Here is a 22111-nt window from a genome sequence, read left to right as displayed (position 1 = left end):
GGTTTCCACCCGGGGCCTTCGTCGTCATGCCGTCCCGAGTTCGGTCCGGTTGATCCAGAGCACCTCGCGTTCTTCCAGGAACCAGTCCGCGGGCGTGAGCGGGCGGCTGCGGTTGAACGTGACGGTGACGGGGTCGTGCCGGATGAGCCCGGGATCGGCGTGCTGGTCGAGAAGTTGGGCGGCGAGCGCGGGCGCGAGGTCGGGCGGGCCGGACAGGTGGATGTCGTGGCCGGCGCAGGTGCCGTAGTCGCGCAGGCCGTCGCGGAGCAGGCGGATCGCGGTGGCACGGGACGCGCCGGGCACGGGCGCCGACAGGACGGCGTGCAGCCAGGCATGCGCCTTCACCAGGTCGTGCACGGCGGCCAGGTCGTACTGGTCGCGGTCGTCGCGGGCGGCGACGAACACGGTGGTGGGCCGGCCGCCGTTCCGGGCGAGCTGTTCCAGCAGGGCCTTGATCTGGGCCCAGCCGGTTCCGGCGGCGACCATCAGCAGCGGCCGCCCGGAGTCCTCGGCGAGCACCGCCTCGCCGAGCGGCGGGCCGAGCCGGAGCGTCTCACCGGCCCGGACCTCGTCGACCAGCGCGGTGGACAGCAGCCCGTCGGGGACCCGGCGGACGTGCAGTTCCAGGGTGTTGTCGGGCCGGGGCGCGCAGGCCGGTGAGTAGGGCCGCCAGACCTGTGGGTGCCGGTCTGAGCTGACGGTCAGGTACTGGCCGGCGGTGAACGGGTACGGGTGGTCGGGCGCCAGGGTGAGCACCGCCAGGTCGGGGGTGGCGCGGCGGACGGCCAGCACGTCGGCGTTCCACCAGCGCGGGGTGCCGGCGGGGACGGCCGCGGCCGCGTCGATCATGGCCTGGGCGATGATGCCGAACGCCTCCGTCCAGGCCTGCTCGACCTCGGGGGTCCAGGCGGTCCCGGAGAAGTGCTTCAGCGCGGCGATCAGGCTGGCGCCGACGGCCGGGTAGTGCTCGGGCGCGGCCTGGAACTTGCGGTGGTCGCGTCCGAGCGCCGCCAGGTAGCCGGTGAGTTTCTCCGGGTCCTCCAGCCGCAGCACGAGTTGGGCGAGTGCGGCGATCAGGCGGTCCCGCTGTTCGGCGAGCCGGGCCGGGAACAGCGCTTCGACGCCGGGGTTGTTGGTGAACAGGTGGGCGTAGAAGTACTTGGTCAGCTGGTCGGCCCGGCGCTCGACGACGGCGAAGCTGGCACGGACGACCGCGGGGTCGAAGGGCACCGGGGAGGCCCCTCAGCCTGCGGCGGCTTCGGTCAGCGCGCCGCCCATGACCTCCGCGACGACGCCATACAGGGCGGTCCAGGCCGCGGCGGTCTCCGGCGTCCAGGCGTCCCCGGCGAAGTGCGCGAGGGCGGCCAGCAGGCTCGCGCCGACGGCGGGGAAGTGCTCGGGGAGGGCGCCGTACCCGGCGTGCCGGCGTCCCAGGCCCTGCAGCACCTCGACCACGGTCCCGGTGTCGTAGAGCTTGTCGACCAGGGTGGATATCGCCGCCCAGAGGCGGTCCTGCTGGTCATTCAGGTGCTCGGCGAAGAGCTTGCGGACATCCGGGTTGTGCTCGAACAAATGGGCGTAGAAGTATGCGGTGACATCGCTGCCGTGGGGCTCGACGGCGGCGAAGCTGCTTTTGATGAGCGCGGAATCAATAGTCACGCCCGCCGACTCTACTGATAAACACACCAATTCCAACAGGGCGATCTGACGATCACTCAAGTACTGGACAGTAGCGTCCGATTGATGCCTGCTTGGGCGAGTTGATGCCTGGCGTGGCGGGTATCCAGATGCTGCGGACAGATTGGCTGCTGAACGGGTGGAATCGGGCGATCGAGCAGGTGTCGCGGTATGACCGAAACCCGATCGTGATTCCCTTTTGTCTGATCGTCATCACCATTCGGGTGTATGGCACGGGCCGCGAATTCGGCGGACGAAGACACCGAGAGGAGAGCCGGATGTGCCGACAGTTCCTCCACCGGGCCCCGGCCCCCGACGCCCGCCCGGCCGACCGTGACCGGCCCGGGCCCCGGATCGGCCGGACCACCACCGCCCTGATCGCCACCGGGCTGCTCACCGGCCTCGGCACCCCACCGGTGGCCGCCCAGCAGACACCCGACAGCTGGTCCGCCGAGCGACGCGCCCAACTGCCCTCCGGGCTGGCCGTTCGGTTCGACTTCGAGGCCGTCCAGGGCGTGACGGTCGAGGCCGCACCCGGCAAGCTCACCGACCGGGCCGCCGGCGGCGAGGCCTACAGCGACGGCATCCGCCCCGGCGACCCGGCCGAGACCTTCCGCGCCGCCGAGGACCGCCCCCACGCGGACGGCGCCTGGCACCCCCTCGGCACGCTGCGGCTCACCTTCTCCCGCCCCGTGCGCAACCCCCGCCTGCACGTCAGCGGCCTGACCGGGCTGGCCACCGGCCAGGGCGGCACCACCGGCACCAGCACCCGCCTGACGGTCGCCGGCGGCACCCCCGCCGCCCCCACCCTGGTCGGCCGCACCGGCTGGCCGGGCTGGACGGTCGGCCCCGGCGAACTCGCCCCCGCCGCCGACGGCCCGCGCGACGGCGACGCCGGCGGCGACGGCACCCTCGAACTGTCCGGCACCGTCACCACCGTCGACCTGCGCCTCGAACAGCGCTCCACCGCCCGCGACGGCTCCACCACACCGCCGATGACGCTCCGCCCGGCCTGGACGGTCTCCCTCGACGAGGGCCTCGGAAGCGCCCCGCAAAGCTACGGCAACGCCTCCCACCTGGTCTCCGACCTGTTCCTCGGCCAGGACGCCGCACCGGCCGCCACCCGTACCCGGCCCGGCCTGGCCCAGTCCGTCGAGAAGCCGCTGCTGTCCAATTCGGCCGCCGGCCCGGCCGCCCTCAGCGTGGAGACCGACGGCGGGGCGAGCCGCCGCAGCCCCTGGGCCAGCCTGCCGCCGCCGCCCCGGCTCCAGCCCGGCCACGCCGACTACCAGGGCGCCGACCCCGACCTCGCCTTCCCGGCCGAGACCACCGCCGGGCGCACCTACCGGATCGAGGTGCCGGTCAGCCCAGGCACCGAGCCCGCCGTACTGGCCGGCTGGATCGACTTCGACCACAACGGGCGCTTCGACCCGGCGGAGCGCGTGCAGGCCGAGGTCCCCGCCAGGGCGAGCAGCGCCGCGCTGGAGTGGCCGGTCCCGGAGGGCGCTGTGAGCGGCGACACCTGGGCCCGGCTGCGGCTGGCCCGCGACGGCTCCCAGCTCGCCACCGCCGCCGGCTTCGCCGACTCCGGCCAGGTCGTCGACCAGCGGGTCGCGCTGTCGGTCCGCACCGCTGCCCCGGAGAGCGCCGCCGCCACCGGGCCGGAGATCGGCCTGCCCGTCCCCGGCACCGTCACCGGCGAGGTCCGCCCCGAGTTCCGCGGCGACGGCGCGCGCGCCGGGGCCGGCATCGCCGTCCAGGAGGACGGCACCACCCTGTGCTCCGCCCAGGTCGGCGACGACGGCAGCTGGAACTGCCGCCCCGACAACGCGCTCGGCGAGAGCACCCACGCCCTCGTCCTGGCGGAGACCCCTCAGGGCGGCACGGCGGTCCATGGCGAGCCGTTCCGGCTGACCGTCAAGACCACAGCGCCGACCGCCCCCGTGCTCACCCTGCCCGCCTACACCAACGACCCCGGCCTGCTGGTCACCGGCCTCGGCGAACCCGGCTCCACCGTCACCGTCACCGCGGACGGCGAGCCGGACGGCCTCGACCTGTGCACCACCGGCGTCGCCGCCGACGGCAGTTGGTCCTGCCTGCCGGTGGAGAACCTCGCCGACGGCGCCCACCGGCTCACCCCGCACGCCCGCGACGGCGCGGGCAACCGCGCCGACGGCAAGTCCGTCGGGCTCACGGTGGACACCGTCGCGCCCGACAAGCCGCAGCTCGTCTCGCCGGCCGCCGGTGAACTCCTGCACACCGCCCGCCCGTTGATCACCGGCCGCGCCGAGCCCGGTACCACCGTCACCGTCACCGCCGGCCACGGCAGCGCCGCACGCACCACCGTGTGCAGCGCCGTGGCGGCCGCCGACGGCAACTGGTCCTGCACCGCCACCCAGGACCTGACCGGCGGCGACGTCACCCTGATCGCCACCGCCACCGACCCGGCGGGCAACGGCACTCCCGGCGATCCCGTCCCGGTCCGGGTGCCCACCCCGGCGGCGAGCAGCAGCAGCGCCGCACCGGCACCGACCGCGACCACGACCGCGTCGCCGAGCTCCCACAGCCCCGCTGCGACGAGCCCGTTCGCGTCGCTGTCCGCCTCCGCATCGGCTTCCGCTCGGCCTTCCCCGACGGGCGCTCCGGCGAGCGGGGCCCCCTGGGTGCCGGTACCGCCGGGCGTGCTGCCGATCGTGGTCCCGGTCCCGGTCCCGGTCCCGACGCCGCCTGTGCCGACCCCGATCCCGACGCCGACGGGAAGCCAGAGCTCGCCCGCAGCAAGCTCGTCCGCATCCCCGTCGGTCACGGTCTCCCCTTCGGTCACCGTCTCCGCGTCGGCCGCCGCCTCCCCATCGGCCACTGCTTCCGCTTCTGCGCCCGTCTCCGCCGCCCCGTCGGTGCCCGGCACGGTCGCCGTGCCGCTGCCGCCGTTCCTGGTGCCGGGGGCGACGCCCGGCCAGTGGGTGTTCACGGCGCCGCACCCGTGGTCTTCGGAGGCCCCGGGCCGGCAGGTGCCGGACGGGACGGCCGCGCCGTCCGGGAGCCCGCCGCCGACCTCCGCGCCGTCCGGGAGCCCGTCGCCGACCGCCGCGCAGTCTGCCGGCGAGTCGAGCTCGCCGCAGCCGCCGTCGGCCGCCGCGTCGACAGCGCCCACCGAGCAGGCCCCGCAGGCCGCACCGGCCGAGCAGCCCGACCGCGCCGGGCCGGCCGAGCAGACCGGTGCCGGCTCGGCGGACGAGGTCGTGCGAGGGCGGACGTTGCCGGCGCCCCCGCCGGGTGGGCCGGCGGTCGTGCACCGGGCGACGGCCACCGGATGGCGCGGGATGGCCTGCGGGGCGCTGCTGATCACGGCGGGCTTCGGGTTGTTGGCGCGCCGGATGCTCGGCAGCCGGCGCAGTGGCGCCCGTCGTCACTGACGGCGGGCCCGGTACCGCCCGTTCCGCCGTTCGTGGCGGGCGGTACCTCAGCCGACCGGTTTTCCGACATAGCGACACACCGAGTGGCATACGTCGCATTTGATGATCAATCAGCCTAGCCTGGGTCCCCGGCACTGCCCGTCAGCTCCGGGCCGCCCGTTGCGCGACACTCTGACCCTTAGGACACGTGCATGGACGTCACCCGCGACTCGTCGCCGCGACCCCGTTCCTGGCCCTCCGCCACGGAACCCCCGGCCGACCCCGTCGGCGCGACCCAACTGGCCAAGGCGGTCGCCGAGGCGGTGCACAACCCGCTGATCAGGACCGCCGCCCCCGTCGAGGAGCAACTCGACCGGGGCGCGCCGACCCAGCAGCTCCCGGTGGTCGAGCCGGCGGACCGCTCCGAGTCCTCGGCCCACCCGACGGTCGCGGACGCCGCGACCCACCGGCGGCCGCCGCGCGCAGACCAGTCGCTGCGCGAGCGCCCGGCGTTCACGCTGCCGGGCTGGCTGCCGCTGCTGGCGCTGATCCTTGGCGTGGCCGGTGTGCTGCTGGTGCTGGCCCGGGCCGGTGTGGTCCCGCACCTGTCCGGCCTGCCGGACGTCCGTACGGCGGCCGCGAAGGCGGACGGGGCGGTGGCCGACGACCGGACCATCGCCACGATCAGCGCGATCGGGCTGGCGATGATGGTGGCGCTGGCCGGGCTGCTGTCCAACCCGGGCGGCGAGACCCGGGTGCTGACCCGCTGGGGCCGATACCGGGGCACGGTGCGCCGCACCGGCCTGCTGTGGGTGAACCCGATGGTGCGCCGCCGCCGGGTGGACGTCCGGCTGCGGCACTGGCGCAGCGAGGCGGTGCACGTCACCGACCGGACCGGCACCCCGCTGCTGGTGCGGGTGCTGATCGTGTGGCGGGTCAAGGACACCGCGCGGGTCACCCTGGGCATCGCCGACCACGAAACGTATCTGCGCGAGCAGGTGCAGGCCGTTCTCACCCGAACCGCCTCGGCTCTGCCCTGCGACTCCAATTCCGCTCCCGGACCGGCGCTGCGCGACGGCCAGTGGTTCGCCGACGAGCTGACCCGGGCGCTGGCGGCGGAGACCGCCCCGGCGGGCATCGAGGTGTACTCGGTGCAGCCGCTGGCCCTGGACTACGCGCCGGAGGTCGCCGAGTCGATGCGGCGCCGCCGCCTCGCCGACCTGGACGCCGGGCTGCGGACGGTCCTGGTGGACGACGCGGTGGAGGCCGCGGCGCTCGCGGTGCGCCGCCTGGAGCGTGCCACCGCCCACGAGTTGGACGACAGCGCGCGCAGCGCCCTGATGGAGCAGCTGCTGGTCGCGTTCGTCGCCCCGGCCGGGGTGACCGCCTCGGTGCCCGCACCGGCCGCCCGGCCGGGCCGCAAGGAAGGGAAACCCGCGTGACGACCGTGCTCGCCTCCATATCCACCGACCCCACCGATCTACCCGACTGGTCGGGCGCCCCGTTGCTGGGCTTCGCCGAAGCCGACGGGGCCGCAGCCTGCCGCTGCCCGCACTGCAACCGCCCGGCCCCGCGCGCCGCCGCGTCCGACGCGTCCGACCGGGCGAGCCGAATACACCGGGCCGTCCGTTCGACCTGTCTGGCCACCACTGTTCTGGCCGGCGCGGGAGCCGTCGGTCTGGGGCTGGGCGCGAGCACCGCGCACGCCATGCCCGCACCGTCCGGTCCCGGCTGGGACGGCAGCGTCTACTGGTTCAAGAACGCGGCCGGCGAGTGGCGCTACACCAAGTGGCACAGCGTCTACCTTGAGCGCACGGGTGGCGCCAAGGGTCAGTCGTCGTCGCAGAGTTCGAGCTCCGCGCAGTCCTCGGGCGGGATCCGGCAGGGTTGGGACGGCAAGGTCTACTGGTTCAGGAACGCGGCCGGCGAGTGGCGTTACACCAGCCACTACGACGTGTACCTGTCCCGCACCGGCGGGGGCGGCTCCTCCTCCGGCCAGTCCGGGCCCTCCGCGCCCGCCGCGAGCGGGGTGGAGGCGGCCGTCTCGTACGCACTCGCGCAGGTCGGCAAGCCCTACGTGTGGGGCGGCAACGGTCCGAACGGCTTCGACTGCTCGGGCCTGGTCCAGCAGGCGTTCCGCCGGGCGGGCGTCTCGACGCCGCGGGTCGCCGACGACCAGTACCGGGCCAGCACGCCGATCACCTCGAAGCAGCTCAAGCGCGGCGACCTGATCTTCTGGTCGGGCAACGGCCGGGTCTCCGGCATCCACCACGTCGCGATCTACCTCGGTGACGGGACGTACGTGGAGGCCCCCCGCCCCGGCAAGGACGTCCGGGTTTCCCGGCTGAGCAGCGGGTACTACCCGGACTTCTTCGGCCGCCCCTGACCCGGGCGGGGGGGGGGGGGGGGGCGGCGGCGCCCCCCCCCCCGCGCGGGCGGGGGGGGGGGCGGGGGCGCGGCGGGGGGGGGGGCGGGCGCCCCCCCCCCCCCCCCGCGGGGGGGGGGCCGCGGGGGCCCGCCCCGGCCGGGTCAGGCGGAGGCGCCGTCCAGCAGCTTCAGCTCGGCCTCGGTCAGCCGCAGCGTGGCGGCGGCCAGCAGCGGGGGCAGCTGCTCGACGGTGCGGGCGCTGGCCAGCGGCGTGGCGACCGTGGGCTGCGCGGCCAGCCAGGCCAGCGCGACGGTGGCGACCTCGGCGCCGTGCGCGGCGGCGGCCTCGTCCAGCGCGGCCAGCACGCGCAGACCGCGCGGGGTCTCCAGGTGCCGGGACGCGCCCTGCGCCCGGGAGCTGTCCACCTGCGCGCCGGGCCGGTACTTGCCGGTCAGGAAGCCGGACGCGAGCGCGTAGTACGGGACGGCGGACAGCCCGTGCGCGGCGGCCACCCCGGCCAGTTCGCCCTCGTAGGTGTCGCGGGAGACCAGGTTGTAGTGCGGCTGCACCGCCACGTACCGGGCCAGGCCCTCGCGGGCGGCGAACTCCAGCGAGGCGGCGAGCCGCCGCGCGCCGATGTTGGACGCGGCGAGCTCCCGCACCTTGCCCTCGCGGACCAGCTCGTCCAGCGTCGTGACGACCTCCTCGACCGGCGTGTCCAGGTCGTCCCGGTGGGTGTAGAACAGGTCGATCCGCTCGACGCCGAGCCGGCGCAGCGAGCCTTCGACGGCGCGCCGCACGGTGTCGCGCTTCAGGTTGTCCATGCCGGGCGCCATGCCGGCCTTGGTGGCGATGACGATCTGCTCCCGGTTGCCGCGGCTGCGCAGCCAGTTGCCGATCACCGTCTCGGACTCGCCACCGGAGTTGCCCGGCACCCACGCCGAGTAGCCGTCGGCGGTGTCGACGAAATTGCCTCCCGCCGCGGCGTACGCGTCGAGCACCGCGAAGGACTGCGCTTCGTCGGCCGTCCAGCCGAACACGTTGCCGCCGAGGGCAAGTTGGGACACGGACAGGTCGGAGTTGCCAAGGGGAACCCGAGGGGCGTCAGTGAAAGTCATACCCAAGGACAACCCGTTCGGGGCCTGCGTGATTCCGCCGCGACCGGTTGTTCACCCGGGTGTCGTTCGAGGTGAGGGCTCCGTGCAGAGTGGGCCCGCAGTGGGGTCCGGGGTGTCGGCGGGCCGTCAGGGTTGGCTAGAGTCCCGTTCCATGGCTGACAACGACTACGACCCCGCCGGCTCCACCCAGATGTTCCGGGCGTTCGTCGACGAGGCCCCGGCCGCGCAGGCCCCGGGCACCGTCACCACCTACGGCAGCAACTCCTCGTCGAACCGCACCCCGGTGATCGTCATTGGGGCCATCGTGGCCCTGGCGGTCGTGGTCGGCGTGATCTGGCTGGCCGTCAAGTAACCCGCGAAACCCGCCCTCCCGGGACCGGCCGGACACCCCGGGCGGTCCCGCGCCGCGGCGCGCCTACACTGGCGGCAACCGTCGCAGCCCGCCAGGAGGCCCCGTGTCCGCGCCGTCCACCGAGACCGCCCGCAGCCTCGGCCTGACGGCCGCCGTCAACGCCCGTGACCTCGGCGGTTACCGCACCGCGGACGGCCGCACCGTCCGGCCCGGCCTGCTGCTGCGCACCGACGCGCTGAGTCGGCTCGGCGAGCACGACCGCGAACTGCTCGGCGCGCTCGGCCTCCGGCACGTCGTCGACCTGCGCAGCCTGGACGAGGTCCGCCACCTGGGCGCCGACCTGGTCCCCGGCCTGCCCACCGCGGTGCTCCCGATGGACGCCGCCGCGACCCTCACCGTGCTCTCACCGGACGGACTCGGCCCGGCCCTGCACCACCTGCCGGTCTTCTCCGCCGACTTCGACCTCTACGTGGACCTGCAACGTGCCCTGCGCAGCGGCGAACCGGACGCGATGCACACCATGCTCGGCGACGGCCGCGGCACCGCGATAATGACCTCGATGTACCGCTGGTTCGTCACCGACCCGGTCGCCCGCTCCCGCTTCGCCACCGTGCTCCGCCTGATCGCCGAGGCGGACGGCGGCCCGGTCCTCTTCCACTGCACCGCGGGCAAGGACCGCACCGGCTGGACGGCCGCCCTCCTGCTCACCGCCCTCGGTGTGAGCCGCGAGGCCGTCCTCGCCGACTACCTCCTCACCAACGACCGCTCCGCGACGCGAATCGCCCGCGTGGACCCCCTGCTGCGCCCCCTGGCCCGTGCTGAAACGATTTACCTCGACGCCGCCTTCGAAGAACTCACCCGCGGCTGGCCCACTTTCGAAGCCTTCTGGCACGACGGCCTCGGCCTGACGGACAGCCACCTGCTTCAGCTCAGGGCCACTTGCACTGTCTAGGGGCCCGGGGAACGGCGGGGCCAAGTCTGCGGAGGATCAACAGGGCGCTTTGCGTTCCGCCGTTTCTGGTCCCTGTCTTGACCCGCCGCAACACGACCGTCCGCTGCCCCCGGAGCCACTGATCACTCGCTCGTCAGGCCTTCCCGCAGGTGCGCAAGCGTCTTGGTGAGCAGCCGCGAGACATGCATCTGCGAAATGCCGATCTCCTCGCCGATCTGCGACTGCGTCAGATTGCCGAAGAACCGCAGCATGATGATCCGGCGCTCGCGCGGCGGCAGCTTGGCGAGCAGCGGCTTCAGCGACTCCCGGTACTCGACGCCTTCGAGCGCGAGGTCCTCGTAGCCGAGGCGGTCGGCGAGCGGGCCGTCGCCGCCGTCGTCCTCGGCGGGGCTGGAGTCGAGGGAGCTCGCGGTGTACGCGTTGCCGACGGCGAGGCCCTCGACCACGTCGTCCTCGGAGACGCCGAGGTAGGCGGCGAGTTCGGGGACGGTGGGGGAGCGGTCGAGCCGCTGGGAGAGTTCGTCGCCGGCCTTGGTGAGGGCCAGCCGCAGCTCCTGGAGGCGGCGCGGGACGCGCACCGACCAGCTGGTGTCGCGGAAGAAGCGCTTGATCTCGCCGACCACGGTGGGCATGGCGAAGGTGGGGAACTCGACGCCGCGCTCGGGGTCGAAGCGGTCGATGGCCTTGATCAGGCCGATGGTGCCGACCTGGACGATGTCCTCCATCGGCTCGTTGCGGCTGCGGAAACGCGCGGACGCGTACCGGACCAGCGGCAGGTTGAGCTCGATGAGGGTGTCCCGGACGTAGCCGTGTTCGGCGCTGCCGGGCTCCAGGACGGCGAGCCGGCGGAACAGCGAGCGCGAGAGCGTACGGGTGTCGAGCGCCCGATCGGGGGCCTCGGCGGGACCGGCCTGGGCCGGGATCGGTACGACGACGGACTCGATGACCGCACTGCCCTGTTCTGTGAACACGCGCCCACCCCCTTGTGACTGCCTGTCGAACGGGTGCCGCCGAACGGCGGTTCCCGACTGCCGTGTCCTCCTGCTCAATACCGGATCACCGGCCCCGGCAAACCCGATCGTGGCGAGTCGTCACCCTGCGGTGGGCGGCGGGCGGTTCACTCCTCCCAGGAGTTGCCGGTGCGCAGCCGGGTGAGGATCCGGGACAGCAGCCGGGAGACGTGCATCTGGGACATGCCGAGTTCGGTGGAGATCTGCGACTGGGTGAGGTTGGCGAAGAACCGCAGCATGATGATCCGCCGTTCCCGTTCGGGGAGTTGGACCAGCAGGTGGCGGACCATGTCGCGGTGTTCGACGTCGGTGAGGGCGGAGTCCTCGTAGCCGAGCCGGTCCAGCAGGGCGAGCCCGCCCTCGTGTTCCTGGGCGGCTTCCAGCGAGGCGGCGTTGTAGGCGCGGCCGGCGTCCAGACAGGCCCGGACGTCCTCCTCGGGGATGCGCAGGTTGGCGGCGATCTCGGGGACCTTGGGGGCCCGGCCGTGGGTGACCGTCAGCTCCTCCATGGCGCCGCTGACCTGCACCCACAGTTCCTGGAGCCGACGCGGTACGTGCATGGTGCGGACGTTGTCGCGGAAGTAGCGCTTGATCTCGCCGAGGATGGTGGGCAGCGCGTAGGTGGGGAACTGGACGCCGCGGGTCGGGTCGAAGCGGTCGATGGCGTTGATCAGGCCGATGGTGCCGACCTGGACGATGTCCTCCATGGGTTCGCTGCGGCTGCGGAAGCGGGTGGCGGCGTAGCGGACCAGCGGGATGTTGATCTCGATCAGGGCGGCTCGTACCCGGGAGCGTTCGGAGGCGCCGGGGGGCAGTTCGGTGAGCCGCTCGAACAGCACCCGGGTGAGCGTCCGGACGTCGATCGTGCCTCGGCCGCCGGGGCGGCGGGCGGCCAGTTCGAGCGGGTCCGGCAGTTCCTCGGCCCGGTCCTCCGGCGCACTGCTGCCCTGCGTCCGCACGGACACGTCACCCCTCCCTCTGAACCACCTCGCCAAAATTTCCGGCAAAACCGGTCATAGCATCACAAGTCGCTCTGTGGCCGGGCAAGTACCCGGCCGAGGCGTGTTGGCGGCCGGTGGAGCATTCGGCGGAGCATGCCGCGACCCCCGGCCTGGTCGGCAGGCCGGGGGTCGCGGTGGTGGTGCGGGTACGGCGGGGGTGGCGGGCGGTCAGACCTCCAGGTCGGCGATCACCCAGGTGGCGAAGGTCTTCCACTGCCCGGCGGCGGCCTGATGGGCCGGGTGGCCGAGGTAGGCGGCCAGCGCCTCGCGGTCCTCGACCAGGCTGTTGATCGCGTAGTCGTAGGCGATGTCCCGCTCGGTGGTGTTCCAGCCGCACTCCCACTCGCGCAGCTCCGGGATCAGCGCGCCCAGCTCCGCGAACGCCTTCGCGCCAGCCAGGGCCCGCGGGTCGTCCTTGCCGACGCCTTCGTTGAGCTTGAACAGGACCAGGTGCCGGATCACGATGCCGCTCCTCGCGGATCAGGAGGGCACGCCCCGGCAGGGGAGCGCCCCCGAAGGACGAACCCCGCAAACGGTACTAGCGGACCAGTCCGGTCATGAAAGAACCGACCGCCTTGGCCGCGTCGGAGATCCCTACGAACCCGGACTGCACCAGCTCGGCGGCGCGCACCGGCGAGGTGATGATCGTGTAGATGACGAAGATGACCACAATCCACATGGCCACCTTCTTCGCCTGAGCCATCGAACGGGCCTGCCTCCCTGAGTCGGGCCGTCGTCCTCTCCCCGCACGGCCCTGCCACCCGCAGCTTATCCACCGGACGGCGCAAGAAGTGAGGGCCTTGTTCACCCGCCAGGACGAAGGTCCTGCTCGGACGGGGCTTTCTCCGGGTGTGGCCGCCACGGGGGCGCGGCAGGATGGTTCATGTACCGAGGATCTGGCAGGAATCCCCGGTACGGCGATCCGGAGGTCCCCGCTGTGGGACCGGGCACCGCGGCTTCCCCCCGACGCGGACCCGGTTGTGGGACCTCCGCCCGGGGCAGCAGCTCGTTCCCCCGGAGCTGCTGCCCCCTCCGCGGAGCGGCGGCCCCGCACTCCCGAGGCACGGTGGTCAACCGCCCGGGAGCGCGGGGCCGTTCGCCGTCCACGGCGCCGCCGCCGTGCGCAGTGCCTCGCCCAGCCGGGCAGCCTCCACCGCCACCGCCGGCAGCCGTTCGGCCCGCGCCCGGGCCGCCAGCAGGTCCACCGTCGACGGCCCCGGGAAGGCGAACGCCAGCGCCCGCAGCGCCGCTATCCGGGCCTCCTCGTCGCCGTCCGCCACCGCCCGCAGCCGCAGGAACTCCGCCACGTCCGGGTCGGCCGTCAGTGCCCGCAGCGCCACCCGGCGGGGCAGCGGATCGGCGTCCGCCACCGCCCGCTCACGCAGCAGACCGGACGGTCGGGCCGCCCGGTCGCGGGACAGGGCGTGCAGGGCGATCGCCCGGATCGGCGCCGACGAGTCGGCCACCGCCCGCTCCCGCAGCATCGCCCGCACCGCCGGATCGTCCGGCCGGTGCGCCAGCAGCGTCCGCAGCACCGACAGCCGAACCGCCGCGTCCCGCAGGTGCGCGGCCCGCGCCAGCAGCAGCATCCCGGCCCGCTCCTCGCCGTCGTAGCAGCGCACCACCGCGACCAGTGCCAGATCCCTGGTGCGCGGGTCCGGGTCGGCCACCGCCCGTTCCAGGAACAGCGCCCGGGCCTGCGCGCTCGGCGAGCGGCGGTCCGCCAGCGCGGTCAGCACCGCGCCGCGCACCAGCGGGTCCGGCGAGTGCACCGCCTCGTGCCGGACGAACGCGTCCAGCTCCGGGTTGTCCGCGAAGTGCGCCGCCAGCTCGCCGGTGGCCTGCGCCCGGCCGTGCCCGTCCGCCGCCCGGGCCCGTTCGAACAGGAACTCCGCCACCTCCGGGTCGCCCGCCCAGCCCTGCCCGAGCAGCGTCAGGGCGAAGGCCCGCACCTCCGGCTGCCCGTCCCCGGCGACGAAGCCGCGCAGCTGCTCGGCCACCTGCCGGTCGCCGGCCCAGCGGTGTGCCAGGACGGCGAGGGTGCGCCGGCGGACCATCGGATCCGGGTCCTGGGCGACCCGCAGCCGCAGGAACTCCGCCACCTCCGGGTCGCCCGCCCAGCCGCGGGCCAGTCCCGCCAGCGCCACCACCCGCACCCGCGGGTCCTTGTCGGCGCCGGCCAGCAGCCGCAGGAACGACGCGTTGCGCGGATCCTCGGCCGGCTGCAGGCAGATGGCCTGCAGGGCCAGCCCGCGCACTCCCGGATCCCGGTCGTTCCGCACCCGCTCGCGCAGGAACTCCGCCAGCGCGCCGCCCACCCGCTCGTTCACGGTCAGCGCGAACACCGCCAGCCCGCGCAGCTCCGGCTGCGGGTCGGATGCCGCGAGCTCCCGCAGCAGCTGCTGCGCCGGGCCGTCGCAGGCCCAGCCCTTGCCCAGTGCCAGCATCTCGTTCAGCCGGTTCTCGCCCCGCGCGGACGCCACCCGGGCCCGCAGGAACGCCCCGCCGGCCGCCTCGCCCGCCCAGCCGTCGGCGAGCGCCGCCACCGCCGCCTCCTGGGTCAGCGGATCCGGGTCCTCCTCTATCCGGCGGCGCACGAACGCCCCCACCCGTTGGTCGCCCGCCCAGCCCTCCGCGAGCGCAGCGAACGCCGCCGCCCGTTGCGCCGGCGACCAGCCGTGCTCGGCCCAGGCCCGCAGCACCGCCGGTCCGCGGGGATCGTTCAGCAGCAGCGCGCACGCCAGCCGGGCCGTCACCGCGCCCACCGCCGGCAGCGGCGACTCGCGCTGCGCGTGGTGCCCGTACACCAGGTACCAGCGCAGGAACCGCTCCCGCCCCACCCAGTGCGGCCCGAGCCCGGTCAGCACCGGCCGCAGACCGTCCAGCGCCTCCACGGTGTCGCCCGGGAGCACCGTCGAACCCTCCGCGGCGTACGCCTCGAACAGCGCCACCAGGGCGTCCACCACCGCCTCGCTCTGTGCCGTCACCAGCCCGAGCTTGCGCACCTCGCCCAGGCAGCGCACCGCCAGCACCAGCCACTCCGGCACCGGGTCGCCGGCCCCCGGCAGGGCCGGGGCCGCCGCCAGCAGCCGCGACACCGCCTCGCCGACGAACCGCTCGTCCAGCTCGCCCGCCAGCAGGAGCAGCACCTCCCGCCACGCCGGGTCCCGCCAGCGGGCCGCGAACACGCCCTCCAGTAGCTGGTGTTCCGTCAGCGACCGCTCCCGGTTGAACCGGTAGGCGATGTCGGACGCCGCCAGGTACTCCAGGAACGCCCGGTGCACGAAGCCGTACACCTCGCCGCCGAACCGGCTCAGGATGAAGTTCCGCTCCCGGAACTGCTGCAGCATCGCCCGCGCCACCGGCGCCGCCCGGTCGGCCGGCAGCTCGTAGCGCTCCCGCAGGTAGCTCTCGAAGGAGGCCAGCAGCACCCGCCCCGGAATGTGGTTCCCGGCGATCCCGTCGCCGCCCTCCTGCATCCGCCGCGCCACCAGCCGCAGCAGCTCGAGCCGGTCCTCGGACGCCAGGTACGGCATCCCGCCGTCCACCCGCCGGTCCTGCAGGTACTTGCTCGGGTCCCAGTGCTCCACCAGCACCGCCACCGCGTGCTCGTACACCGTGCGGCGGTCCCGGGGCAGCTCCCGGCGGCGGCCGATGATCGCCAGGATGGTCAGGATCAGCGGATTGCCCGCGAGTTCCCGCACCGGCGCCGAGGACGCCACCGCCGCCGTCACCCGCCGGTGCAGCCGCTGCGCCTCCACCGGGTCGCCGGGGCAGGCGGTGGCGTACCAGCGGGCCGCGAAAGCGTCGATCTGCTGCGCGTCCAGGTCCTGCAGCATGTAGTGCCCGAACCCGGCGGCGTCCAGCGGCTCCCGCCGGTAGCCGATCACCCGGGACGTCACCAGCACCCGCACCTGCGGGTAGCGGGCGGCGAACGCGGCGATCCGCCGGCTCGCGGTCTCCCGGACCCGCGGGTCGAACAGTTCGTCCAGGCCGTCGAACACCACCAGGGTGGCCGCCGGGTGCTCGGTCAGCTGGCGTTCCAGCAGGTCGGCCGGCAGGCCCAGGCCCTCGGTGCCGTGCAGGTGGGCCAGGAAGTCCTCGAAGGTCCGCTCCCGCCACTCCGGGTCCGCGTACCGGCGCAGCTCCACGATCAGCGGCAGCCGGCCGGCCAGCGCCGCGACCTGCTCCGGGACGGCGGTGTCCGGGTGCAGCAGCGGCTCGGTCAGTGCCAGGCCGAGGAACCGGGCCAGTGTCGACTTCCCCGACCCGGGGTCGCCCAGCAGCACCGCCCGGTGGCCGTCCGGCCCGGCGAGCAGCGGCAGCACGGGGACGGCCGGGCGGCGCCGGTAGGCCTCCCGGACCCGGCGAACCGTCTCCCGCTCCACGCCCGGCGGGAGCCGGCCCGGGTCCAGCTCGCCGGTCTCCGTGAGACGTTTCAGCAGCTCGCGGGGCAGTTCCACCGGCGGCGGGTCGGCCCGCACCAGCTGTGGGACGAACACCTCGCGCAGGTGCACCGCAGGGTGCTCGTCCTGCTCCGACAGCGGGGTCAGCACCTCCAGGTCCAGTCGGTGGTAGCGCTCGCGCAGCCGCACCGCGTGCCGGCGGCGCGCCCCGTCCAGGTCGCCCGGGGGCGGTGGTGCGGCGCCGACCGTGATCTGCACGCTCTGCGCGTGCTGGATCATCGTCAGGTCGCCGCCCGCGGTGGCGTGCTCGGCGGACTGGCCGCCGCCGGCCGCGGCGCCCTCCGCGCCGAGCAGCCGGCGCCAGAATCCGCTCACGGCTGCTGCTGCTCGCCGAACCGGACCGAACCCTCCACCCCGTCCACCAGGTTCACGTCGCCGCCCGCGCGGATCCCGCGCGCCGACTGCCCGTCACCTGCCGCGTCGGTGACGGGCGTCGCCGAGGCGTCCGGGACGGGGCCGGGCGCGGCGCCGCCCCCGATCACCACGTCGCCCTTCACGTCGCGCACCATCCGCACCGATCCGCCGACCGCCGCGCCGTCCGCGGACTGGCCACCGCCGCGGCCGCGCACGCCGCCCGTCACCGACAGGACCAGGCCCGCCAAGCCGACGAACAGGCCCAGTACGCCGGCCCACTGATTCGCCCGGTCCAGCCCCTCTTCCCACAGGAAGAACGCCAGCCCCACCACCGAGATCCCGGCCCCGACCCACACCATCCAGCGCCACCGCGTACTCCCCATGCCCGCATCATCCCCTCAACTGCGGCCCCGGCAACCGGAAATGAGCCGTCGGTGCGCGACGGCCCTTGGAAAAACCGGACGGTCCGGGTTTCCACTCCGAAGGCCCCCGGGCGCTGGACCGGGCGGGTACTTACCGGCGGTCGCGCGCGTGTCCGGGCCTCGACTCGCCGTTCGGACAGGTCGACTGCGAGACGTCGACAGCAGACGCGCGCGTCCGCGACGGGGCAGTGGCCCGGCGGAGCGCCGCAGGAAGGCGGAACGAGAAGTGCTGAAAACCCTCCGGCCCAGCTGGACCGGCCGCAGACTCCTGGCGGGCGTGGCCTGCGCCCTGGCCGCTCTCGGCCCGGCCGCCCTGCCATCGGCGGCAGCAGCGCCGACCGTGCCGCGGGCCGGCTCCGGAACTCTGCTGGTGTCCGAGACCTTCACCGGCGCGACCGCCGACCCGGCGTTCGTCGCCACCTCGGGCGCCTGCCTGACCGGCGCCCCCGCCACCAGCACTCCGCCGGGCAGCGACCCGCACCCGCTGGGCGGCTGCCCGCCCGTCGAGACCGGCCCCGTCCCGCCGGAGAACGGCGCCCCGCACGGCTACCTGCAGCTGACCGACGCCGGCCACGACCGCACCGCCGCAGTGCTGTACGAGAAGGCGCTGCCCGCCCACGAGGGCATGCAGGTCTCGTTCGAACAGTGGCAGTACGGCGGCGACCCCGCCGAGCCGCGGCCCGCCGACGGCATCTCGTTCTTCCTGGTGGACGGCGCCGCCCCGCTGACCCGGCCCGGCGCGTACGGCGGCAGCCTCGGGTACGCCCAGAAGCTGCCCGACGACAACCCGGCCAACCCGTTCATCCCGGGCGTCGAGGACGGTTACCTCGGCGTCGGACTCGACGTCCTCGGCAACTACTTCGGCGACTGGGAGCACCGCGGCAACGGGTGCCCGCCCGGCGAGCGCTCCCCGGCCGGCACCGCCTTCCACGTGCCCGCGCCCGGACCCAACATGATCACCCTGCGCGGTCCCGGCAACGGCACCACCGGGTACTGCTACCTCGCCGCGACCACCAGCAACACCTCCACCACCGGTCCGTGGCCGTCCACCCTGCCCGGTGAGCTGCAGGGCCCGACCACCGCCGCCGACCTGCCGCCCGGCATCACCCCGGAGCAGGCCGAGATCGCGCTGCTGCCCAGCAAGCGCACCGTGACCGTCACCGTCACGCCCACCCCCGACCCGCAGGTCGAGGTGGACGTCGACTTCGGCTCCGGCCCGGTCCGGGTGCTCAGCACTCCCGCGCCCCAACCGGTGCCCTCCACCTACAAGTTCGGCTTCGCCTCGTCCACCGGTGACTTCACCGACGTGCACCTGCTGCGCAACGTCGTCGCCCGCAGCGTCAACCCGCTGCCCCAGCTGGACCTGGTCAAGCAGATCGACCGCACCACGCCGCTGCCCGACCCGGTCACCGCCGGCACCGTGGTGCCCTACCAGTTCGTGGTCACCAACGCGGGCGGCAGCGAGATCCGCGACCTCGTCGTCACCGACCCGCAGGTCGGCGCGATCAGCTGCCCGACCACCACGCTGGCCGTGGACGAGACAGTCACCTGCACCGGCAGTTACACCGTCACCGAGGAGGACGTGCGGCGCGGCTTCATCACCAACGTGGCCGTCGCCAACGGCGACTCGGACAGTGGACCGGTCACCTCCCCGGAGGCCGACCACACCCTGCCGCTGACCGACAACTACGGCCTGCTGCTGGAGAAGCGCGTCGACGACAGCCGGGAGTACCTGGCCGGTGAGACCGCGACCTACACGTACACCGTGACCAACACCACCGACCAGACCGTCTCCGACCTCGCCGTGCTCGACGACCGGCTGACCGACGTGACGTGCGAGTCCACCACGCTCACCCCGGCCGAGACGCCCGGCGCGGTCACCACCTGCACCGGGTCGTACACCGTCACCGAGGCCGACGCGAAGGCCGGAGTGGTCCGCAACACCGCGCACGCCACCGGCAACGCGCCCGAACGGACCGTCACCTCGCCGCCCGCCCAGGAGGAGATCGCGGTCAGGGCCGAGGAGCCGAGCCCCAGCCCGTCGCCGTCGCCCAAGCCCTCGCACTCCGAGAAGCCGACCGAGCACCCGACCGAGCACCCGTCCGAGGAGCCGACCAAGAAGCCGGTCGAGCGCCCCAACCACCCGGGCGAGCTGCCCAAGACCGGTAGCGGTTCCCCGCTGGTCCCGCTGCTGCTCTCCGCCGGACTCGGCGTGGCCGGCCTGTTCACCCTCCGCTGGGCCCGCCGCCGCGGCTGACCCGTTCGGTGACCGACGCCAGGGACATACAGAAGAGGCCCCGACCTGATGGTCGGGGCCTCTTCGCGAGCGGTAGCGGTGGGATTCGAACCCACGGTGGAGTTGCCCCCACACACGCTTTCGAGGCGTGCTCCTTTGGCCGCTCGGACACGCTACCGAGGGGAACTCTACCGGATGCGTGGGGACGGACGAAATCCGTATCCGCGGGGGGTGGCGGCGGGGGTCAGCGCTGGGTGTCGAAGAAGGCCCGCAGTTGGGCGGTGCACTCGTCGGCGAGTACGCCCGGGATGACCTCGGGGCGGTGGTTGAGGCGGTTGTCGCGGAGGACGTCGAAGAGTGAGCCGGCCGCGCCGGCCTTCGGGTCGAGGGCGCCGTAGACCACCCGGTCGAGGCGGGACAGCACGATCGCGCCCGCGCACATGGTGCACGGTTCCAGGGTGACGACCAGGGTGCAGCCGCTCAGGCGCCATTCGCCGACCGCGTTCGCGGCCTGACGGATCGCCACCACCTCGGCGTGCCCGGTCGGGTCGCCGACCGCCTCGCGGACGTTGTGGCCCCGGCCCAGCACCGAACCGTCCGGGCCGAGCACGAACGCCCCGACCGGGACGTCGCCGGTCGCGGTGGCCAGTGCGGCCTCGGCGATGGCGAGGCGCATCTGGTCCCGCCACCGGTCGCGGACCGGGTCGGGGCGTTCGGGGGCGGGCAGCGGAGCGATCCGCGGCCGGTCGCCCAGGGTGCTGGAAGGGGCGGGGGCGTGCTGCATGGACCCAGTGTCGGCCACCGGGCCCGCCGCTAACGAACGGCCTCCAGGACCTCGCCGCAGCCGAGCGCCTCGGCGATCTCGCCGAGCGCGTCGCCCGGCGCCGCGCCTTCGCCCGCCAGCTCCAGCAGCGCGGCCTGGCCGAGGCCGAACTCGCTCAGCAGTTCGGAGTCGCCGATCGGCCCGACCGGGGTCGCGCCCCGGCCGTCGGCCGGCTCGTCGTCGTCCTCGTCGGTCTCGTCGTCCTCGTCGCTCGCGGCGTTCTCGTCGTCGAGTTCGGCCACCAGGCCGTCCAGGTCGTCGAAGTCGGCCTCCCCGTCCTGTTCGATCAGCTCGTCGGTGAGCACCGAGCCGTACGAACTGCGCGCCGCGGCGGCCGCGTCCGAGACGAAGATCCGCGGGTCGTCCTCACCGTCGATGCGCAGGACGGCGAACCAGGCGTCCTCCTGCTCGATGAAGACCAGCACCGTGTCGTCGTCCTCGGCCGTTTCGCGGGCCAGGTCGGTCAGGTCGGCCAGGGTCTCTACGTCGTCGAGTTCGGTCTCGCTCACATCCCACCCGGCACCGGTGCGAGCAAGCACTGCAGCGAAGTACGCCACCAGGGACACTCCCAAGATTGGTCTCGGCTGTCGGCGATCTCGGGCGGGTGCGGTCCGGCCGCCCCCGCGCCAGAAGAGCGGTCCGCTGTTCGGACCGTCCCACCGCATCGTGACAGAAAGGCCGCCGCTGCGGGGGGTGTTCGGCAGCGCGTCTTCGCAGGTCGTGTCGGAATGGCCTGCTTCCGGCCGCTCCGGGCGTGGATCATGCCCCTCGAACGCCCCACAGGCGGGGGCGGACGGGGGCTTGCGGGGCGCGACGGTGGTGCGGGCGCGTCCCCGGACGGCTCAGATCCGGAAGGTTCGCATCCGCATGGCCTCGCGCATCCGGCGTTCCTTGGTGCGTCTTGGCTGGACCCGGGCGCGCAGTTCGCGGGCCTCGGCCAGTTCGCGGAGGAACACGGCCCGGCGCCTGCGCCGGTCCGCGTCGGCGTCCGTAGTGGTTTCGGCGTCGGTCTCCTGGCCGGCTGTCTCCTCGACGGCCGGTGACTCCGGACGGGACTCGTCTGTCGAGCCGGACCCGCCCGCGCCGGCGGTCGATGCCCGCGTCGGGTTGCTCTTCATAGGTTCCGACTTTCCCAGATGTCACCCGCCGATACCACAGCGGCGGCCGGGAATCGGTGTTTCCAGCGGGACTCCAGGCAGGTCACGGCGGGTCGCCGCCGACCCGGCGAAGTCGTACAGATGTGCCGACGGCCGTTATCGTCGTTGTCATGCGCCTCCACGCCGTCGACCACCCGCTGGTCGCCCACAAGCTGTCCACCCTGCGCGACGAGCGCACGGACTCGCCGACCTTCCGGCGGCTCACCGACGAGTTGGTGACCCTGCTCGCGTACGAGGCGACCCGGGACGTCCGCACCGACACGGTCGAGATCACCACCCCGGTCGCCGTCACCCAGGGCACCCGGCTGTCCTACCCGCGCCCGCTGGTGGTCCCGATCCTGCGGGCCGGCCTCGGCATGCTCGACGGCATGACCCGGCTGCTGCCCACCGCCGAGGTCGGTTTCCTCGGCATGGTCCGCAACGAGGAGACCCTGGAGGCCTCCACCTACGCGACCCGGATGCCGGACGACCTCTCCGGCCGGCAGGTCTACGTCCTCGACCCGATGCTCGCCACCGGCGGCACCCTGGTCGCGGCGATCCGGATGCTGCTCGACCGGGGCGCCACCGACGTGACCGCCGTGGTGCTGCTGGTCTCGCCCGAGGGCATCGAGGTGATGGAGCGCGAGCTGGCCGGCCAGCCCGTCACCGTGGTGACCGCGGCCGTGGACGAGCGCCTGAACGAGAACGGCTACATCGTGCCGGGTCTCGGCGACGCGGGCGACCGCCTGTACGGCACCGCCGGCTGAGGCCTGCGAGGCGTCCTTCGAACGCAAGAGATCC

Annotated in this window: 19 protein-coding genes and 1 tRNA gene; 7 read left to right on the top strand and 13 right to left on the bottom strand. The window is 74.1% G+C overall.

Annotated elements, in window-relative coordinates; genetic code table 11:
- Positions 1-24: 24 nt before the first annotated feature.
- Complete coding sequence (locus ACFYS8_RS12230; RefSeq protein ID WP_387639470.1) at positions 25-1230, bottom strand: globin domain-containing protein; 1206 nt, start codon at positions 1228-1230, stop codon at positions 25-27.
- Positions 1231-1242: 12 nt separating this feature from the next.
- Positions 1243-1719, bottom strand: a complete 477-nt coding sequence (locus ACFYS8_RS12225) for a globin domain-containing protein (RefSeq protein ID WP_387639468.1) — start codon at positions 1717-1719, stop codon at positions 1243-1245.
- A 236-nt stretch (positions 1720-1955) separates the two neighbouring features.
- Here ACFYS8_RS12225 and ACFYS8_RS12220 point away from each other — a divergent pair, with 236 nt between their 5' ends.
- The 3 genes from ACFYS8_RS12220 to ACFYS8_RS12210 all read left to right on the top strand — a co-directional run bounded on the left by ACFYS8_RS12220 (position 1956) and on the right by ACFYS8_RS12210 (position 7458).
- Positions 1956-5093: an Ig-like domain-containing protein gene (locus ACFYS8_RS12220; protein ID WP_387639465.1), complete on the top strand. Its 3138-nt coding sequence runs from the start codon at positions 1956-1958 to the stop codon at positions 5091-5093.
- Positions 5094-5284: 191 nt separating this feature from the next.
- Positions 5285-6514, top strand: coding sequence for an SPFH domain-containing protein (locus tag ACFYS8_RS12215; protein WP_387639463.1), 1230 nt, complete (start codon positions 5285-5287; stop codon positions 6512-6514).
- Positions 6511-7458: a C40 family peptidase gene (locus ACFYS8_RS12210; protein ID WP_387639460.1), complete on the top strand. Its 948-nt coding sequence runs from the start codon at positions 6511-6513 to the stop codon at positions 7456-7458. The genes ACFYS8_RS12215 and ACFYS8_RS12210 overlap by 4 nt, the downstream gene beginning before the upstream one ends.
- Positions 7459-7601: 143 nt before the next feature.
- On the opposite strand, the gene ACFYS8_RS12205 is transcribed toward ACFYS8_RS12210, so the two are convergent.
- Positions 7602-8558 (bottom strand): aldo/keto reductase, encoded by a 957-nt coding sequence (locus tag ACFYS8_RS12205; protein WP_387639457.1) that lies wholly within the window; start codon positions 8556-8558, stop codon positions 7602-7604.
- Positions 8559-8709: 151 nt separating this feature from the next.
- On the opposite strand from ACFYS8_RS12205, the gene ACFYS8_RS12200 reads away from it, so the two are divergent.
- Both ACFYS8_RS12200 and ACFYS8_RS12195 read left to right on the top strand, forming a co-directional pair.
- Positions 8710-8910, top strand: coding sequence for a hypothetical protein (locus ACFYS8_RS12200; RefSeq protein ID WP_387639454.1), 201 nt, complete (start codon positions 8710-8712; stop codon positions 8908-8910).
- A gap of 103 nt (positions 8911-9013) precedes the next feature.
- Entirely contained in the window at positions 9014-9862 is an 849-nt protein-coding gene (locus ACFYS8_RS12195) for a tyrosine-protein phosphatase (protein ID WP_387639451.1), read from the top strand.
- Positions 9863-9984: 122 nt separating this feature from the next.
- Here ACFYS8_RS12195 and ACFYS8_RS12190 read toward each other — a convergent pair whose 3' ends face one another.
- The 6 genes from ACFYS8_RS12190 to ACFYS8_RS12165 form a co-directional block, all read right to left on the bottom strand.
- Complete coding sequence (locus ACFYS8_RS12190) at positions 9985-10806, bottom strand: RNA polymerase sigma factor SigF (RefSeq protein ID WP_387640695.1); 822 nt, start codon at positions 10804-10806, stop codon at positions 9985-9987.
- A gap of 173 nt (positions 10807-10979) precedes the next feature.
- On the bottom strand, positions 10980-11837 hold the full coding sequence (locus ACFYS8_RS12185; RefSeq protein ID WP_387639449.1) for an RNA polymerase sigma factor SigF: 858 nt from the start codon (positions 11835-11837) through the stop codon (positions 10980-10982).
- A 204-nt stretch (positions 11838-12041) separates the two neighbouring features.
- Positions 12042-12335: a Dabb family protein gene (locus ACFYS8_RS12180; RefSeq protein ID WP_387639447.1), complete on the bottom strand. Its 294-nt coding sequence runs from the start codon at positions 12333-12335 to the stop codon at positions 12042-12044.
- A gap of 76 nt (positions 12336-12411) precedes the next feature.
- Positions 12412-12552, bottom strand: coding sequence for a hypothetical protein (locus ACFYS8_RS12175; protein ID WP_380486435.1), 141 nt, complete (start codon positions 12550-12552; stop codon positions 12412-12414).
- A gap of 391 nt (positions 12553-12943) precedes the next feature.
- Positions 12944-16654, bottom strand: coding sequence for a HEAT repeat domain-containing protein (locus ACFYS8_RS12170; protein WP_387639444.1), 3711 nt, complete (start codon positions 16652-16654; stop codon positions 12944-12946).
- Positions 16651-17076 carry a hypothetical protein gene (locus ACFYS8_RS12165; RefSeq protein ID WP_387639442.1) on the bottom strand — a complete coding sequence of 142 codons (426 nt, stop codon included), beginning with the start codon at positions 17074-17076 and terminating at the stop codon, positions 16651-16653. Before ACFYS8_RS12165 ends, ACFYS8_RS12170 begins: the two co-directional genes overlap by 4 nt.
- 265 nt (positions 17077-17341) lie before the next feature.
- Here ACFYS8_RS12165 and ACFYS8_RS12160 point away from each other — a divergent pair, with 265 nt between their 5' ends.
- Positions 17342-19372 (top strand): hypothetical protein, encoded by a 2031-nt coding sequence (locus ACFYS8_RS12160; protein WP_387639440.1) that lies wholly within the window; start codon positions 17342-17344, stop codon positions 19370-19372.
- A 70-nt stretch (positions 19373-19442) separates the two neighbouring features.
- Here the strand turns inward: ACFYS8_RS12160 and ACFYS8_RS12155 are convergent.
- The 4 genes from ACFYS8_RS12155 to ACFYS8_RS12140 form a co-directional block, all read right to left on the bottom strand.
- A tRNA-Ser gene (locus ACFYS8_RS12155) sits at positions 19443-19529 on the bottom strand.
- Between the two features lie 66 nt (positions 19530-19595).
- Positions 19596-20135 carry a tRNA adenosine(34) deaminase TadA gene (gene tadA / locus ACFYS8_RS12150; RefSeq protein WP_387639438.1) on the bottom strand — a complete coding sequence of 180 codons (540 nt, stop codon included), beginning with the start codon at positions 20133-20135 and terminating at the stop codon, positions 19596-19598.
- Between the two features lie 29 nt (positions 20136-20164).
- Positions 20165-20731: a hypothetical protein gene (locus ACFYS8_RS12145; RefSeq protein ID WP_387639435.1), complete on the bottom strand. Its 567-nt coding sequence runs from the start codon at positions 20729-20731 to the stop codon at positions 20165-20167.
- A gap of 285 nt (positions 20732-21016) precedes the next feature.
- The gene (locus ACFYS8_RS12140) at positions 21017-21292 is read right to left on the bottom strand and encodes a hypothetical protein (protein WP_387639433.1); all 276 of its coding nucleotides are present in this window, start codon (positions 21290-21292) and stop codon (positions 21017-21019) included.
- A 149-nt stretch (positions 21293-21441) separates the two neighbouring features.
- Here ACFYS8_RS12140 and upp point away from each other — a divergent pair, with 149 nt between their 5' ends.
- A complete protein-coding gene (gene upp, locus ACFYS8_RS12135; protein ID WP_387639430.1) occupies positions 21442-22077 on the top strand; it encodes a uracil phosphoribosyltransferase in 636 nt (211 codons plus the stop codon).
- Positions 22078-22111: the final 34 nt, after the last annotated feature.

The sequence above is a fragment of the Kitasatospora sp. NPDC004615 genome, from assembly GCF_042873545.1.
Classification (GTDB): domain Bacteria; phylum Actinomycetota; class Actinomycetes; order Streptomycetales; family Streptomycetaceae; genus Kitasatospora.
Note: the sequence above shows the minus strand (reverse complement) of the source record. Positions and strands in the feature narration are given on the sequence as shown.